The sequence below is a fragment of the Paracoccus sp. (in: a-proteobacteria) genome (assembly GCF_039808215.1).
Taxonomy (GTDB): Bacteria; Pseudomonadota; Alphaproteobacteria; order Rhodobacterales; family Rhodobacteraceae; genus Paracoccus.
In genome coordinates this window covers 1-15,006 of sequence record NZ_JBDHSP010000014.1, presented here as the reverse complement: position 1 = coordinate 15,006, position 15,006 = coordinate 1, and the positions used below count along the sequence as shown (strand labels likewise).

Genomic DNA, 15,006 nt, shown 5'->3' with positions numbered 1-15,006 from the left:
GGACCTAGGACGGCGCGGCGTTTGCAAAACGTCGCGCCGTTTGCATTTATCCGCAAAATGTCCCCGGCGCTGCAAAATGCAAAGCTCGCCGCGGGTGCGGGCGGGCATGATTCTGCATTGCAGCAGCGCTGTCAGGCGTTAACAGGCTTGCCCGGGTGGCACCGGCGCGACTAACTCCCAAGTATAGCTTTGGAGGAGGGCTGTTTCATGGGTTACCGGGACATCTATTCCGCCTGGCAGGCCGATCCGGAGGGCTTCTGGATGCAGGCGGCCGAGGCCATCGACTGGCAGCAGAAGCCCTCGAAGGCGCTGTTCGACGACAAGGCCCCGATCTATGAATGGTTCTCCGACGGGATGGTGAACACCTGCTGGAACGCCGTGGACCGCCATGTGCTGGCCGGGCGCGGCGACCAGATCGCCATCATGCATGAAAGCCCGATCACCCTTTCCACCAAGGGCATCACCTATCGCCAACTGCGCGACCGCGTCGCCTCGCTGGCCGGGGCGCTGCGCATGCGCGGCATCGAGAAGGGCGACCGCGTCATCATCTACATGCCGATGATCCCCGAGGCGCTGGAGGCGATGCTGGCCTGCGCCCGGCTGGGCGCCATCCATTCCGTGGTCTTCGGCGGCTTCGCCGCCAGCGAGCTGGCGGTCAGGATCGACGACTGCCAGCCCAAGGCGATCATCGCCGCCTCCTGCGGGCTGGAGCCGAACCGGGTGGTGCATTACAAGCCGCTTCTGGACGACGCCATCGACATGGCCGCGCACAAGCCCGAGTTCTGCGTGATCTTCCAGCGCGAACAGGAGGTCGCGAAGCTGGTCGAGGGACGCGATTTCAGCTGGCACGGCTTTCAATATGGCGTGCGCCCTGCCGAATGCGTGCCGGTCGAGGGCAACCACCCCGCCTATATCCTTTACACCTCGGGCACCACCGGCCAGCCCAAAGGCGTGGTGCGCCACACCGCCGGCCATCTGGTCGCCCTGCAATGGTCGATGAAGAACATCTACAACATCGAGGCCGGCGACCGCTTCTGGGCCGCCTCGGACGTGGGCTGGGTCGTCGGCCACAGCTATATCTGCTATGGCCCGCTGATCGCCGGCGCCACCACCGTGGTCTTCGAGGGCAAGCCCGTCGGCACCCCGCATCCCGGCGTGTTCTGGCGCATCATCCAGAACCACCGCATCAAGAGCTTCTTCACCGCCCCGACCGCGCTGCGCGCCATCCGCCGCGAGGATCCGAACGGCGACTGGATCCGCCGCTACAAGCTGCACGACCTGCAGGCTCTGTTCCTGGCCGGAGAGCGCGCCGATCCCGACACGGTGAAGTGGGCGCAGGAACAGCTGGGCGTGCCGGTGGTCGATCACTGGTGGCAGACCGAGACCGGCTGGGCCATCGCCGCCAACCCGATCGGCATCGAGACCTTGCCCACCAAGCTGGGCAGCCCCTCGGTTCCCATGCCCGGCTATGACGTGCAGGTGCTTGACGACGAGGGTAACCCCGTCGCCCCCGGCACGCTGGGCGCCATCGCCGTCAAGCTGCCCCTGCCCCCCGGCACGCTGCCGACGCTGTGGAACGCCGAACCGCGCTTTCGCAAATCCTATCTCGAGCATTTCCCAGGCTATTACGAGACCGGCGATGCCGGCTATGTGGACGAGGACGGCTATCTGTTCATCATGGCGCGCACCGATGACGTGATCAACGTCGCCGGCCACCGCCTGTCCACCGGCGCCATGGAGGAGGTGCTGGCCAGCCATCCCGCGGTCGCCGAATGCGCGGTGATCGGCGTGGCGGACAGTCTCAAGGGCCAGTCGCCGCTGGGCTTCCTGTGCCTGAAGGCCGGAGTGGCCACCGCACCCGAACAGGTGGTCCGCGAGGTCGTGACCCTGGTGCGCGACCGCATCGGCCCGGTCGCGGCCTTCAAGTCGGCCTGCGTGGTGGACCGTCTGCCCAAGACCCGCTCGGGCAAGATCCTGCGCGCGACCATGGCCAAGATCGCCGACGGCGAGCCCTTCAAGGCGCCCGCCACCATCGACGACCCGGCCATCCTCGACGAGATCCGCTTGGCGCTGGCGGGGTTGGGCTATCCGGAAACCGACAAGGCCAGCGCCACCGGCTGATCCCCGGTTGCCGCGACCCGCGGCGATCCGGCCCTGCCCCTGCGGCAGGGCCGCCGCGGCCATGGGCCACCTCGTCGCATCACTGCTGGCCTGAAATGATCTTCTGCATCAGCCTGATGAACTGATGCCGGTCGTCCGGCCCGAGACCGGCCAGCAATGAGGCGTTCACGGCGGTTGCCGCCTCGATCGCCGGCGCTTGCAGCCTGCGGGCGCGTTCGGTCAGGAAGATGTGCTGCATGCGGCGGTCGGCCTCGGCACGCTGGCGGGTAATCAGCCCGTCGCGCTCCATCCGCGCCAGGGTGTTGGCCATGGTCGCCTGCTCGATGTCGAGGCGTTCGACCAGCTGCTTCTGGGTCAGCCCGTCCTGTTGCCACAGTTCCAGCAAGGCGGGAAATGTGCCGGTGGTCAGTCCGAATGGCCGGACCGCCTCGGTAAGGCCGCGTGCGAACAGGCGCGCGACGTGATTGACGAGATAGCCCGCCGACTGGTCTTTCCAATGTTTCATCTGCACCCCGGGTTATTGCATAGCTGACTATGTTATATTATATAGCCAACTATGTGATGATTCCATCATGGAGCAAGGCGATGACCCGGACCATCCATCCCGTTGCAGGCGGCGTTGCACTACTGATGATCATGAGTTTCTGGCTCGCGACCGCGATCTCGGAGCTGTTTGCCGGCGCGGCCACTGTCACCACGGTCAAGACACTGATCCCCTGGGGGTTCATCATCCTGATCCCGGCGCTGGCGACGGTCGGCGGATCGGGCATGCGCATGGGCCGCAAGATGCGCGGGCCGCTGATCGGTGCCAAGAAAAAGCGCATGCCCTTCATTGCCGCGAATGGCATCCTGATCCTGATCCCGGCGGCGCTCTATCTGGCCGCCAAGGCGCGCGCCGGAGAGTTCGATACCATTTTCTATATGGTGCAGGGCCTTGAGCTGGTCGCCGGGGCGGCCAATATCGCGCTGCTGGGCCTCAACATGCGTGACGGGCTGCGCTTGCGCGACCAGCGCCAAAGTCGCGCACAGGCTGCCTGATCGCCCTCGCCCGCCGAGGCCGTCGACCACCTGCCGGCCTCGGCAGGGGCCAATGAAACCGCGGCGCATGAGAGGTTTCGCGCATGGGCCTGGTGCTTTGGCCGTGGCGGACGCGACCTCTGGCAAGACCCGCCCGCATGGCGCAGGCCGGTGGATCGGGTCCAGCACCCCCTCGGACACTGACAAGAGGGGCAGGCTGGCATGGCGCATTGCAGGCTGTCCTGGCAGACGTTCCCGACAGAGGCGCTGAATCGCCTCCGCTGCAAGCCACGGCACGATGCGCGTCAAAACCCGCATCACAATGCGCAATCCGTTGAAGCTACAGGAGATCCTGCCACATTCCTGCCGGCCCCGGCCTTTTCCGACCTCCTGCGGTCATCCGTGTCAATCGGCAGCGGCAGCGGGCGGCGGCAGCGGCCGCAACTCGGGCAGGATCGCGCCGGGCAGTCCGGCTGCCACCCCGGGCGCCAGCACCGGCGCCACCGCCCCGGTCGCGGCGGCGCGGGCGGCCGCCTGGCGGCGCTGCGCCACCGCCTCGGGATCCGCGGTCACGCCCTCAAGGCTCGGGGCGGGTGCGGGCTCTGCCTCGGCCAGAGGTTCTTCGCCGAGCAGGGTGAACTCGATGCGCCGGTTCGCCTCGCGCCCTTCGTCGCTGTCGTTCTCGGCCATCGGCCGGCTGGCGCCATAGCCGCGCGCCGTCAGATGCCGGGTGGCGATGCCGGCCCCGGCCATCGCATCATGGATCGCCTGCGCGCGCAGGCGCGAGAGTTCGGCATTCACCGCCTCCGAGCCCCGGGAATCGGTATGGCCACCGATCTCGATGCGATAGTCGCCGCATTGGCGCATGATTTCCCCGAGGCGCGCCAGGGTCGGCGCCGGATCGCCGGCGATGACCGCCTTGCCCGGCTCGAAGCCGATCTCGGATTCCGCCATCGCCGCATTCAGCCGGTCCACGCAGTCGATGCCCGAGGGCAACTGCAGCAGCGGGTCCAGTCGTCGGTCATAGCCGATCTCCAGCGCGTAACGCGCGCCGGCGCCCAGCCGTTCGGAAAGCCGCGCCACCGCCAGGTCCGAGGCCCCGCGGCTGCCCGAGACCCCGCGCAGCCGGATCAGATCCGGCGTCACCGCGACCGAGCCGCGCGCCAGCCCGTCCAGCGCCTCGAGCGCGGCAATGGCGCGCAGCGTCCAGCCCTCGGGCAGGTCGCCATCCACCTGCAGCCGCGATTGCACGGCACCAAGGCGCGACCGCGCCAGGCTTTCGACCGCGGCGCGCATGCGCTCGCTGGCGATGCGGCCGTCAAGCGTGACCCCGCGCGGGGTCAGCGTGGCGGAAAAGGCCGGCGGCGGCGCGACGGCGGCATCGCCGGTCTCATGATCAGCGGTCAGGGTGAACCCCTCGGGCAGCGCGGCCTTCAGGCTGGCGGCGGCCGCGTCGACCCGCGCCGCGGCGACCGAAGGCGGTGCCAGCAGCGCCACATCGCCGTCCGAGATGGTGACCGAGCCCGCGTCCAGCGCCCCGAGCGCCGCGATCGCCGCCACTGCGGCATCGGCCCAGCGCGCATTGGGGGCACCAAGGCCCAGCGGGCATTGCGCCTCCTGCGTCAGCCCGGCCTGCTGCGCGGCGGCCAGGATGCGCGCGCGCGCCGCCTCGCTGTCGGCGGCGCAGGGGTCAAGGCGCGTGCCCTGCGCATCCTTGACCAGACGCAGCGCGAAAGGGGCGATGACCGGCCGCGGCGCGGTGATCTCGGCCTCAAGCGTGACCCCGTCCGGGCGGGCGCGTTCCAGCAGCAGCTCGAACTCGGCCTTCTGGCGCGGGCTGTCGGCGATGGCGCGCACCGCCACCCTGCCCGGCGCCACCGAGACCTTGGCGCGCGGCGCCAGCGCCGCCGCCTTCAGGCCCAGCGCCAGTGCGGCGTCCCAGCCCTCGGGCACCGGGTAATCGGCGCTCTCCATCAGGTCGGCCACCTGCGTGGCGCCGGTCTGGCGCCTGATCTGCGCCAGCAGCGCCTTGCGGTCCAGGCTGGCCGGCGCAAGGCCGATGAAGGAGATGCCGTCCTCGTTGCGCAAAAGCTCGATGGCGAAATCCGGCGTGGCCAGGCGGGCGCTGGCGGCGACCTGCATGGCGTCCAGCACCCGGCCGGGATCGACCACGCTTTCCGCCCGGGCGCGGGCACGAAAGCGCTGCACCTCGTCAGGGGCGATGCCCTCGAGCCGCACCTGCAGCCCGTCGGTGGAAAAGCTGAGCCAGTCGATGCCGGCCAGGGCCTGGGTCAGGTCGGCGCGGCTGCGCGCCTCGATGAAATCGGCGGCCATGCGGGCGCCCAGAAAGGACAGGCCGGCGGCGGCGGCAAGGGCGATCAGGCTGGCGGCGGCCCTGGTGCGCCGGCGCGCGGGGCGCCGGCCGGGCGGCAGGGAATTGGCCATCAGGGGGACCTTGGGGCTGTTTCCGACCTGCCGCATGTAGGGGCTGCGGGCCAAATCCGCAATCAGGCCAGCCCGGCCAGGGCAAGAAACAGCGCAAGGATCAGCCCGGCATCGCGGTTCGAGCGAAAGATCCGCAGGCAATTGCCGCTGTCACCCATGTCGAAGTGCCAGAGCTGCCAGGCCAGATGCAAGGCAAATCCCGCCAGGCCAAGCCACGCCAGCAGCGCCGCGATGCCCGCGGGCGCCAGGACCAGCAGCGCCAGCGCCAAGAGCAGCACTGCGCCGGCGCCAAAACCCGCCAGCCAGCGCCGGGTATCCTGCCCGAACAGCCGCGCCGTGGACTTGACGCCGATCAGCGCATCGTCCTCGGCATCCTGATGGGCATAGATGGTGTCATAGAAGATCGTCCAGCAGATGCCGCCCAGATAGGCCAGCACCGGCGCCGGCGCCAGGCCGCCCGCATGCGCCGCCCAGGCCAGCAGCACCCCCCAGTTGAAGGCCAGCCCCAGGAAGGCCTGCGGCCACCAGGTAAAACGCTTGGCAAAGGGATAGATCGCCACCAGCGCCAGCGAGGCGACGCCCAGCGCGATCGCCGCCGGCCCGAGCGTCAACAGGATGGCGAAACCGGCCAGCGCCTGCGCCACCAGCCAGACCAGCGCCCCGCGCACCGTCACCTGCCCCGAGGGGATCGGGCGCAGGCGCGTGCGCGCTACCCGGCCGTCGATGTCGCGGTCTGTGATGTCGTTCCAGGTGCAGCCCGCGCCGCGCATCAGCACCGAGCCCAGCGCGCAGGCCAGCACGATCCACAGGTCGCGCCAGCCGGGCTGATGCGCGATCATCGCCAGCCCCACGCCCCACCAGCAGGGCAGCAGCAGCAGCCAGGTGCCGATCGGCCGGTCGGCGCGCGACAGCCGCAGCCAGGGCCGCCAGCCCGGCGGGGCGTGACGGTCCACCCAGTTGTCGGGTGGCGCATCGGCGACGATGCGATGTGCCTCTGGCGCCGGGCCGCCGATCTGCATTACCTTGCCCCCAAGATGGCGAAAATCAGACTGTTCATAGATCAGCCTCTGGCCGCGGGACAAGAGATCGCGCTGCACCAGGACCAGGCGCATTACCTGTTCGCGGTCATGCGCCTGACCCCGGGCGCGGCGATCCTGGTCTTCAACGGCCGCGACGGCGAATGGCTGGCGCGGATCGCCCGGCTGGACCGGCGCGGCGGCACGCTGAACCCCGAGGCGCAGCGCGCGCCGCAGATGGACCCGCCGGACCTGTGGCTGGTCTTTGCCCCGATCAAGAAGGCGCGCACCGATTTCATCGTGGAAAAGGCCGCCGAGATGGGCGCCGCCCGCATCCTGCCGGTGCAGACCGAGCACACCAATTCCGAGCGCATCCGCCAGGACCGGCTGCAGGCCCATGCCGTCGAGGCCGCCGAGCAATGCGGCGGCACCTTCGTCCCCGAGGTTGCAGGGCTTGTGCCCCTGCCGCGGCTGCTGGACGGCTGGGACGGGCGGCGGCGCATCCTCTGGGCGGACGAGGCACTGGCCGGGCCCGCCGCGACCCTGGCCGGCCTGCCGCGCGGCCCCTGGGCGATCCTGATCGGCCCCGAGGGCGGCTGGTCCGATTCGGAGCGTCGCCGCCTGGCCGGCATGGATTGCGTCACGCGCATCTCTCTGGGGCCTCGGATCCTGCGCGCGGACACCGCCGCCGTCGCGTCACTTGCACTGTGGCAAGCCGCTTTGGGCGACTGGGAATAAGGCGACAAAGCCATATCCCGCAATGTTCGGCCGGAATCCAGGACATGCGCCGTCGAATCTTGCGTTGCGACATCGCAAAGCACCATACTCCGCAAAAATCAAGTGAAAACGGCCCCTTATGCCCACGCTGCATGGCAGCATTGCGGGCGCGGACGTGGTTTTCCACAGGGGCCCGGGCTATATGGGGACCATCAACGGAACGCCCGATAACCGGGCACATGACAAGGTGAAGAAAATGTCTGCGATCGACACGAACCGCATCCACACTGGCACGGCCTCTTTCGGCTTCGGTTCGAAACTCTGGGCTGCGATCTCGGCCTGGAACGATGCGCGCATGACCCGCAACGCGCTGTGCCGCCTGACGGATCGCGAGCTGGACGATATCGGCCTGACCCGCGGCGACATCGAATACATCTCGCGCGCCCGCTGAGCCGCGAGACCTCCCAGGAAAGCGGCAGGCGGGCATCCGCCCGGCCGATTTCCCGCCCGCAGGGGCATGATGAACAGGCGGCCCGTCAAGGCCGCCTTCAGTATTGCCGGCAGGCGCCTCGCCCTGCGCCTCAGCTGCGCTGGACGACCAGCGTGGACCATTCCCCGAAATCGTCGCGCCGCAGCAGGGCAAAGCCGCCGGCCAGATATGCGCCGGCAACCTCCTCGGCCTGGGTGGTCAGGATCCCCGAGAGGATCGCCGCGCCCCCGGGCGCGATGCGCCGCGCCATGTCCGGCACCAGGTCGATCAGCGGCTGCTTGAGGATATTGGCAAGGACCAGATCGAACGGCGCCGCACCCTCGATCAGCGGGTGGTGAAAGCCCATGGCCTCGACGCATTCCACCCGCCCGTCCAGCCCGTTGGCGATGACATTGGCCCGCGCCACGTCCACCGCCTGCGGGTCGATGTCGCCGGCCAGCACGATCACCGGAAAGCTGCGCGCCGCCGCCATCGCCAGCACCGCGGTGCCACAGCCGATGTCGACGATGCGCCGGGGGTCGGCGCCGTCAGTGATCATGCGGTCCAGCGCCAGCAGGCAGCCGCGCGTCGTGGCGTGATGGCCGGTGCCGAAGGCCATGGCCGCCTCGATCAGCAGCGATTCGGCGCCCGCCGGCACCTTGTCGGCGTCGTGGCTGCCATGGACGAAAAAGCGCCCGGCCTCGACCGGCGACAGTTCGCGCCGGACATGCGCCACCCAGTCCACCTCGGGCAGTTCCGAGACGGTGAAGGGCGCGGCATCGAAAGCCGCGGCCAGCAGCGCCAGCGCGACCTCGTCGGGGGATTCGGTGAAATACAGGCCCACCTCCCAGCAGTCGCTGCCGTCCTCGATCTCGAAGACGCCGCTGCCGACGGGTTCGGGGGTCAGGTCCTCGCCGGCCTCGGCCAGCGCCTCGGCGGCCGTGCGGCCCCGGGTCACGCTCAGTGCAGTCCAGGTCGCCATTCAATATCCCTCGGCTATGTCGGTCAGGGGCGCTTTGACACCGGTGCCGCGCAGGCCGCAATAGCCGCCGGGGTTGCGGTCCAGATATTGCTGGTGATCCTCTTCGGCGCGCCAGAAGGCGGCGGCGGGCAGGATCTGGGTGGTGATGTCGGGATAGCCGCCCACCGCCAGCCGGTTGCCGTAATCGGCCCGCGACAGTTCCGCCGCCGCGCGCTGGCTGTCGCAGAAATACATGATGAGCGAGCGGTATTGCGCGCCGACATCATTGCCCTGGCGGTTGCCCTGGGTGGGATTGTGGTTTTCCCAGAACAGCTGCAGCAGGCGTTCATAGCTGATGCGCGAACTGTCAAAGACCAGCCGCACCACCTCGGCATGGCCGGTGCCGCCGGCGCAGACCTGCCGGTAGCTGGGCGCGTCCAGCGTGCCGCCGGCGAATCCCACCTCGGTCAGCCAGATGCCGTCCTGCTGCCAGAACAGTCGTTCGACCCCCCAGTAGCAACCCATGCCGAAGATCGCCTGGTCAAAGCCCCTGGGCATCTCGGCATCCAGCGGCCGGTTGTAGATCCGGTGAAGCGGGGCATCCATGATCGCGTCCTTTCCTTGCCGTGCCGCATTCAGTTAGGCGCGGCGGGGCCAGCTTGCAACGCCGCAGGGCCGGGCCGGGTTGCACGCAGGGGCCAGGATCGGCCAGTGTAGGGCATGACGCCGCCAGCAAGAGAGCCGATGCGCCCCGGAACCCGCAATCTGATCACCGATATCGCCGGCCTGCGCGTCGGCAATGCCCGCGACGCGCGGCTGCGCTCGGGGGTCACCGTGCTCTTGGCCGAGGCGCCGCTGGCCTGCGGCGTCAGCGTCATGGGCGGCGCCCCCGGCACGCGCGAGACCGAGCTGCTGGCCCCCGACAAGCTGGTGTCGGCGGTGGATGCGCTGGTGCTGGCGGGGGGCTCGGCCTTTGGGTTGGCGGCCTGCGACGGCGTCAGCGATGGGCTGCGCGCCATGGGCCGCGGCTTTGCCGTCGGGCCGGTGCGGGTGCCGATCGTGCCCGGCGCCATCGTCTTCGACCTGCTGAACGGCGGCGACAAGGACTGGCAGGCCAATCCCTATCCGGCGCTTGGCCGCGCGGCGCTGGCGGCGGCGGGCATGGATTTCGCCCTGGGCAGCGTTGGCGCCGGCACCGGGGCGCTGACGCATGAGCTGAAGGGCGGGCTCGGCTCGGCCTCGACGGTGCTCGATTGCGGCATCCGCGTGGGGGCGCTGGTGGTGGTGAATGCGCTGGGCTCGGTGACGCGGCCCGGCAGCCGGCAGTTCTGGGCCGCGCCCTGGGAAATCGGGGACGAGTTCGGCGGTCTCGGCCTGACTGGCCCCTTTGCCCCCGCGGCCATGCCCGACCCGGCAAAGCGCCTGGGCGAGGCCACGACCATCGCCATCCTTGCCACCGATGCGGCGCTGGACAAGGCCGGGCTGACGCGGCTGGCCTGGGCGGCCCAGGACGGCATGGCGCGCGCCGTCGTCCCCAGCCATACGCCTTTCGACGGCGATCTGGTCTTTGCCGTCTCGACCGGGGCAAGGCCGCTTGCCGATCCGCTGCTGACGCCGTTCCAGCTGGGCCATGCCGCCGCCTGCACGCTGGCCCGCGCCATCGCCCGCGGCGTGCATGCGGCAAGCCCGCAGCCGGGCGATCTGCAGCCCTGCTGGTCGCAGCCTTGATGGGGGCATTTCTCCCGCGCGTTCCGCGCCCCCCAGGATATTTGGGCAAGAAAGAAGGGGGCGGACGCCCGTGGGCGGTGCCGCCCCAGTCCTGCACGCCAAGAGGGAAGACCTGACTGCAAAAACAGGAACGCCGCATCGCCCCGCAGCGCTGCATCACATCTGCGCGACAGAGACAGCGGACCGGCATTGCCTTGCGTTGATCTGGTAAAAGCGCAAGCCTGCATCCAGCTGCAAGGGAAGGAGCCCGGCGATGAACAGACATGCAACGGATCTGGGGATGCTGCTGCAGGACCCCTCACTGCTGGAAACCCGCGCCTATGTTGCGGGGGAATGGATCGCGGCCGATGACGGGCGCACCTTTCCGGTGCTGAACCCGGCGCGTGGCGACGTGATCGCCGAGGTGGCCGATCTGTCCCGGGCCGAGACCGCGCGCGCCATCGCCGCCGCAGCCGCGGCGATGAAGGCCTGGGCCGCGCGCAGCGCCAAGGAGCGCGCGCGGGTGCTGCGCCGCTGGTTCGACCTGATGATGGAAAACCAGGACGATCTCGGTCGCATCCTGACCGCCGAGATGGGCAAGCCCCTGCCCGAGGCGAAGGGCGAGATCGCTTATGGCGCCAGTTTCATCGAATGGTTCGGCGAGGAGGCGAAGCGCATCTATGGCGAGACCATCCCCGGCCACCTGCCCGACAAGCGCCTGACGGTGATCCGCCAGCCGGTCGGGGTCGTGGCCTCGATCACGCCGTGGAACTTTCCGAATGCGATGATCGCGCGCAAATGCGCCCCGGCGCTGGCCGCCGGCTGCGGCTTTGTCGGCCGTCCCGCCGCAGAAACCCCGCTCTCGGCCCTGGCCATGGCGGTGCTTGCCGAACGCGCCGGCGTGCCCGCAGGGCTGTTCAACATCGTCACCTCGTCGCGATCCTCGGAGATCGGTCGCGAGTTTTGCGAGAATGCGCAGGTGCGCAAGCTGACCTTCACCGGCTCGACCGAGGTCGGGCGCATCCTGCTGCGCCAGGCCGCCGACCAGGTGCTGAAATGCAGCATGGAACTGGGCGGCAACGCGCCCTTCATCGTCTTTGACGACGCGGATCTCGATGCCGCGGTCGAGGGCGCCATGGCGTCGAAATTCCGCAACAACGGCCAGACCTGCGTCTGCGCCAACCGCATCTATGTGCAGGCCGGGGTTTACGATGCCTTTGCCGAAAAGCTGGCAGCGGCGGTCGGGCGGCTGAAGGTCGGCGACGGCCTGGCCGAGGGCGTCACCACCGGCCCGCTGATCAATGCCGCCGCGGTGGAAAAGGTCAGCGAACATATCGCGGACGCGCTGGCCGGCGGCGCCCGCGTCGTCACCGGCGGCAAGCCGATGCAGGGGCTGTTTTATGAACCCACGGTGCTGACCGGCATCCACCAGGGCATGAAGGTGGCCAGCGAGGAGACCTTCGGTCCGGTGGCGCCGCTGTTTCGCTTCGAAACCGAGGACGAGGTCATCGCCCAGGCGAATGCCACGATCTTTGGCCTTGCGTCCTATTTCTATGCCCGCGACATCGGCCGCATCACCCGCGTGCAGGAGGCGCTGGAATACGGCATCGTCGGCGTGAACACCGGGCTGATCTCGACCGAGGTGGCGCCTTTCGGCGGCGTCAAGCAGTCCGGCCTTGGCCGCGAGGGCTCGCGCCACGGAATCGAGGATTATCTCGAGCTGAAATACATCTGCCTCTCGGTCTGAGGCAGTGAAAAGACCCCGGGGCGATGCTCCGGGGTCTCGTGCTCAGCGATCTTCGTCCTCGTCGTCGTCGTGATCATCGGGGAGGTTGAAGAAGCTGTCGGCGTCCAGATCCTTCGCGGGCTTTTCCTCGTCCTTGCCGAGGCTGAAATTCTCGAGCCCGGCGATCGAGCTGGGCAGGCGCGGCTCGTCCGGCAGCGCCAGCGAGCTTTCGGTGGACAGCAGCTTGCGGCGGTCGTCATCGGTCATGGCGCCGCCCTCGGCCGCCTTGTGCTTGGCCGCCTTCTGCACGACGGCGTCCAGTTCCGACTGCCGGCACAGGCCCAGCGCCACCGGGTCGATGGGCTGCATGTTCTGGATGTTCCAATGCGTGCGCTCGCGGATCGAGGCGATGGTGGGCTTGGTGGTGCCGACCAGCCGGGCGATCTGCGCATCTGCCAGTTCCGGGTGGAACTTGACCAGCCACAGGATGGCGTTCGGCCGGTCCTGGCGCTTGGACAGCGGCGTATAGCGCGGGCCGCGGCGCTTTTCCTCGCCCTCGGCGGCGGGGTTGTGCTTGAGCTTCAGGCGATAGAGCGGGTTTTTCTGGCCCTTCTCGATCTCGTCGGGGTCAAGCTGATTCGAGCCGATGGGATCAAAGCCCTTCACGCCCGCGGCGACATCGCCATCGGCGATGCCCTGCACCTCCAGCTCGTGCATGCCGCAGAAATCGGCGATCTGCTTGAAGCTGAGGGTCGTGTTGTCAACCAGCCAGACAGCGGTGGCCTTGGCCATCAGCGGCTTGTTCATCACCTTCTCCTTAACAATATCTCTTCCGGCCGGGGAAAACGGCTTTCGGCGGGGTGCCATTCCATTTTCGGGGGATTGCCGGGCTGTATATGCGCATGAAGGTCGAAAATAAAGCCCGAAATTCATGGCGCGCCCGAGCGTTCACGCCTGGGCTCGCGCCATGAAAACCCTTGCGCCGATCGCCTGCCTGCTTGTCGCCGCGCCCGCCCTTGCCGGCGATGCCGCGGGGCGTTTCGACCATTACCTGCTGTCGCTCAGCTGATCTCCCTGCTGGTGTCGGTCCGGAAACCGGGCCGCCGAGGCCGAGCAATGCGTGCCGCGGCAGCCACGATCACGCTGCCCGAGACGCATGTGCACCCGAGCCGTGACCTGACCCTGCCCGCCAGCACCATCGAGACCGACTGCATCACCGCCAATCCCGGCCGGCGCCCGGAGAGCGTCACCGTCACCTGCCGCGCCGGCGCGCTGCAGGAAGTGCGCATCTGCCTGACGCGCGATCTTCAACCCCGCGCCCGCGCCGCCGATACGCGCCGCGATTGCACCGGCACCCCGCTGATGCCTGCGCCACACTGACGGCAACGCCGGAGGCACCTGCCATCGCCAGCGGGCCGAATGGTTCAGTCCTCGGCCGCAACCTGCAACAGGATCTTGCCGACATGACCGCTGCTTTCCATGCGTCGATGCGCCTCGACCGCGTCGCGCAGCGCGAAGGTGCTGTCGATCAGCGGCCGCACTGCGCCGGCCTCGACCAGCGGCCAGAGCCGCGCGCGCAGATCCCGGGCGATGGCAGCCTTGCCGCGGTCCGACTGCGGCCGCAGGGTCGAGCCGGTGACCGTCAGGCGCCGCGCCATGATCTGGGCGAAGTTGATTTCGGCCCTGGGTCCCGACAGGAAGGCGATCATCACCAGCCGCCCGTCATCCGCAAGGCAGCGGATGTTGCGGGCGATATAGTCGCCGCCCACCATGTCGAGGATCAGGTCGGCGCCACCGGCCTGGCGCAGCACGGTGACGAAATCCTCTTCGTGGTAGTTGATCGCAGTCGCGCCCAACTGCCGGCAGGCAGCGCATTTGCCTTCCGAGCCGGCGGTGGTCCAGACCCGCGCGCCCAGCGCCCGCGCGATCTGGATCGCCATGGTGCCGATGCCCGAGGATCCGCCATGCACCAGAAAGCGCTCGCCGGATTGCAGGCCGCCGCGCAGCACCACGTTCGACCAGACGGTATAGGCGGTCTCGGGCAGGGCCGCGGCCTCGCGCAGCGCCAGCCCCTTGGGAAGGTGCAGCGCGTGATCGGCCGGGCAGGCGGCATATTCGGCATAGCCGCCACCGGGCAGTAGCGCGCAGACCGGATCGCCGACCCGCCAGCGGCTGACGCCGGGGCCGATGCCGACCACGGTGCCCGAACATTCCAGCCCCGGCAAGTCCGAGGCCCCGGGCGGTGGCGCATAGGCCCCGGCGCGCTGCAGCACGTCCGGGCGGTTCACCCCCGCCCAGACGACGCGGATCAGGATCTGGCCGTGGCCGGCGACCGGCACCGGCCGGATCACCGGGCGCAGCACCTCGGCGCCGCCGGGGGCCGAGATCTCGACGGCCTGCATGACATCGGGGATCATGCGTCGCCCCCGTGGCCGTGACCCTGCGGACGCGGATGCAAGGCGCCGGGGGCGGCGCGCCCCTGCGGCCGGACGATCCAGCCGGTGGCAAGCCGCGCCAGGGCCGCCGCGCCCGGCAGCTTGCCGATCTGGCCCTTGACGCCTTCAAAACGCATTACCCCGTCGATGCGGCGCCCAAGAAAGGCGCGGGTCTCGGCCAGATCGTCCGAATCGTCGCCCAGCCAGTAAAGCACCGTCGCGCCATAGACCGCCGACAGCGTCGCGCGCTTGGAATACCAGTTCACGTCCTGCGAGCTATCGCCCAGGCCCTGCCAGATCGCGTCGGCAGTGTCCCAGACCAGGCGCGCGCCCAGCGTCGCGTGTTGCGGCAGCGCCAGGATCGCCGCCCCGGCCCGCGCCATCTGCCGGTC

Annotated in this window: 15 protein-coding genes; 7 read left to right on the top strand and 8 right to left on the bottom strand. The window is 69.2% G+C overall.

What is annotated here, in order from left to right:
* Nucleotides 1–207: 207 nt before the first annotated feature.
* Nucleotides 208–2,121: a propionyl-CoA synthetase gene (locus tag WMK75_RS07130; protein ID WP_347266978.1), complete on the top strand. Its 1,914-nt coding sequence runs from the start codon at nt 208–210 to the stop codon at nt 2,119–2,121.
* A 79-nt stretch (nt 2,122–2,200) separates the two neighbouring features.
* On the opposite strand, the gene WMK75_RS07125 is transcribed toward WMK75_RS07130, so the two are convergent.
* The gene (locus tag WMK75_RS07125; RefSeq protein ID WP_347266977.1) at nt 2,201–2,626 is read right to left on the bottom strand and encodes a MarR family transcriptional regulator; all 426 of its coding nucleotides are present in this window, start codon (nt 2,624–2,626) and stop codon (nt 2,201–2,203) included.
* A gap of 80 nt (nt 2,627–2,706) precedes the next feature.
* On the opposite strand from WMK75_RS07125, the gene WMK75_RS07120 reads away from it, so the two are divergent.
* Nucleotides 2,707–3,159 (top strand): hypothetical protein, encoded by a 453-nt coding sequence (locus WMK75_RS07120; protein WP_347266976.1) that lies wholly within the window; start codon nt 2,707–2,709, stop codon nt 3,157–3,159.
* A 384-nt stretch (nt 3,160–3,543) separates the two neighbouring features.
* Here the strand turns inward: WMK75_RS07120 and WMK75_RS07115 are convergent, their stop codons facing one another.
* Together WMK75_RS07115 and ubiA are read right to left on the bottom strand one after the other, a co-directional pair.
* A complete protein-coding gene (locus WMK75_RS07115; RefSeq protein ID WP_347266975.1) occupies nt 3,544–5,583 on the bottom strand; it encodes an OmpA family protein in 2,040 nt (679 codons plus the stop codon).
* A 62-nt stretch (nt 5,584–5,645) separates the two neighbouring features.
* Nucleotides 5,646–6,602, bottom strand: coding sequence for a 4-hydroxybenzoate octaprenyltransferase (ubiA, locus tag WMK75_RS07110; RefSeq protein WP_347266974.1), 957 nt, complete (start codon nt 6,600–6,602; stop codon nt 5,646–5,648).
* A 15-nt stretch (nt 6,603–6,617) separates the two neighbouring features.
* On the opposite strand from ubiA, the gene WMK75_RS07105 reads away from it, so the two are divergent.
* Both WMK75_RS07105 and WMK75_RS07100 read left to right on the top strand, forming a co-directional pair.
* Nucleotides 6,618–7,337: a 16S rRNA (uracil(1498)-N(3))-methyltransferase gene (locus WMK75_RS07105; RefSeq protein WP_347266973.1), complete on the top strand. Its 720-nt coding sequence runs from the start codon at nt 6,618–6,620 to the stop codon at nt 7,335–7,337.
* Nucleotides 7,338–7,572: 235 nt separating this feature from the next.
* Nucleotides 7,573–7,767, top strand: coding sequence for a DUF1127 domain-containing protein (locus WMK75_RS07100; protein ID WP_347266972.1), 195 nt, complete (start codon nt 7,573–7,575; stop codon nt 7,765–7,767).
* Nucleotides 7,768–7,897: 130 nt separating this feature from the next.
* Here WMK75_RS07100 and WMK75_RS07095 read toward each other — a convergent pair whose 3' ends face one another.
* Nucleotides 7,898–8,767, bottom strand: a complete 870-nt coding sequence (locus WMK75_RS07095) for a 50S ribosomal protein L11 methyltransferase (protein ID WP_347266971.1) — start codon at nt 8,765–8,767, stop codon at nt 7,898–7,900.
* Nucleotides 8,768–9,352, bottom strand: coding sequence for a peptide-methionine (S)-S-oxide reductase MsrA (gene msrA, locus WMK75_RS07090; protein ID WP_347266970.1), 585 nt, complete (start codon nt 9,350–9,352; stop codon nt 8,768–8,770). It lies immediately after the preceding gene.
* A gap of 138 nt (nt 9,353–9,490) precedes the next feature.
* On the opposite strand from msrA, the gene WMK75_RS07085 reads away from it, so the two are divergent.
* Both WMK75_RS07085 and WMK75_RS07080 read left to right on the top strand, forming a co-directional pair.
* Nucleotides 9,491–10,474, top strand: a complete 984-nt coding sequence (locus tag WMK75_RS07085; RefSeq protein ID WP_347266969.1) for a P1 family peptidase — start codon at nt 9,491–9,493, stop codon at nt 10,472–10,474.
* Between the two features lie 253 nt (nt 10,475–10,727).
* Nucleotides 10,728–12,200 carry an NAD-dependent succinate-semialdehyde dehydrogenase gene (locus WMK75_RS07080; protein WP_347266968.1) on the top strand — a complete coding sequence of 491 codons (1,473 nt, stop codon included), beginning with the start codon at nt 10,728–10,730 and terminating at the stop codon, nt 12,198–12,200.
* A gap of 42 nt (nt 12,201–12,242) precedes the next feature.
* Here WMK75_RS07080 and WMK75_RS07075 read toward each other — a convergent pair whose 3' ends face one another.
* Nucleotides 12,243–12,986: a cell cycle transcriptional regulator TrcR gene (locus WMK75_RS07075; protein WP_347266967.1), complete on the bottom strand. Its 744-nt coding sequence runs from the start codon at nt 12,984–12,986 to the stop codon at nt 12,243–12,245.
* 309 nt (nt 12,987–13,295) lie between these two features.
* Between WMK75_RS07075 and WMK75_RS07070 the strand changes: the two genes are divergently transcribed.
* Nucleotides 13,296–13,559, top strand: coding sequence for a hypothetical protein (locus WMK75_RS07070; RefSeq protein ID WP_347266966.1), 264 nt, complete (start codon nt 13,296–13,298; stop codon nt 13,557–13,559).
* A gap of 44 nt (nt 13,560–13,603) precedes the next feature.
* Here WMK75_RS07070 and WMK75_RS07065 read toward each other — a convergent pair whose 3' ends face one another.
* Together WMK75_RS07065 and WMK75_RS07060 are read right to left on the bottom strand one after the other, a co-directional pair.
* The gene (locus tag WMK75_RS07065) at nt 13,604–14,596 is read right to left on the bottom strand and encodes an NAD(P)H-quinone oxidoreductase (RefSeq protein WP_347266965.1); all 993 of its coding nucleotides are present in this window, start codon (nt 14,594–14,596) and stop codon (nt 13,604–13,606) included.
* Nucleotides 14,593–15,006: COQ9 family protein (locus tag WMK75_RS07060; protein ID WP_347266964.1), on the bottom strand; the 414-nt coding region annotated here is incomplete at its 5' end. The genes WMK75_RS07065 and WMK75_RS07060, both read right to left, overlap by 4 nt.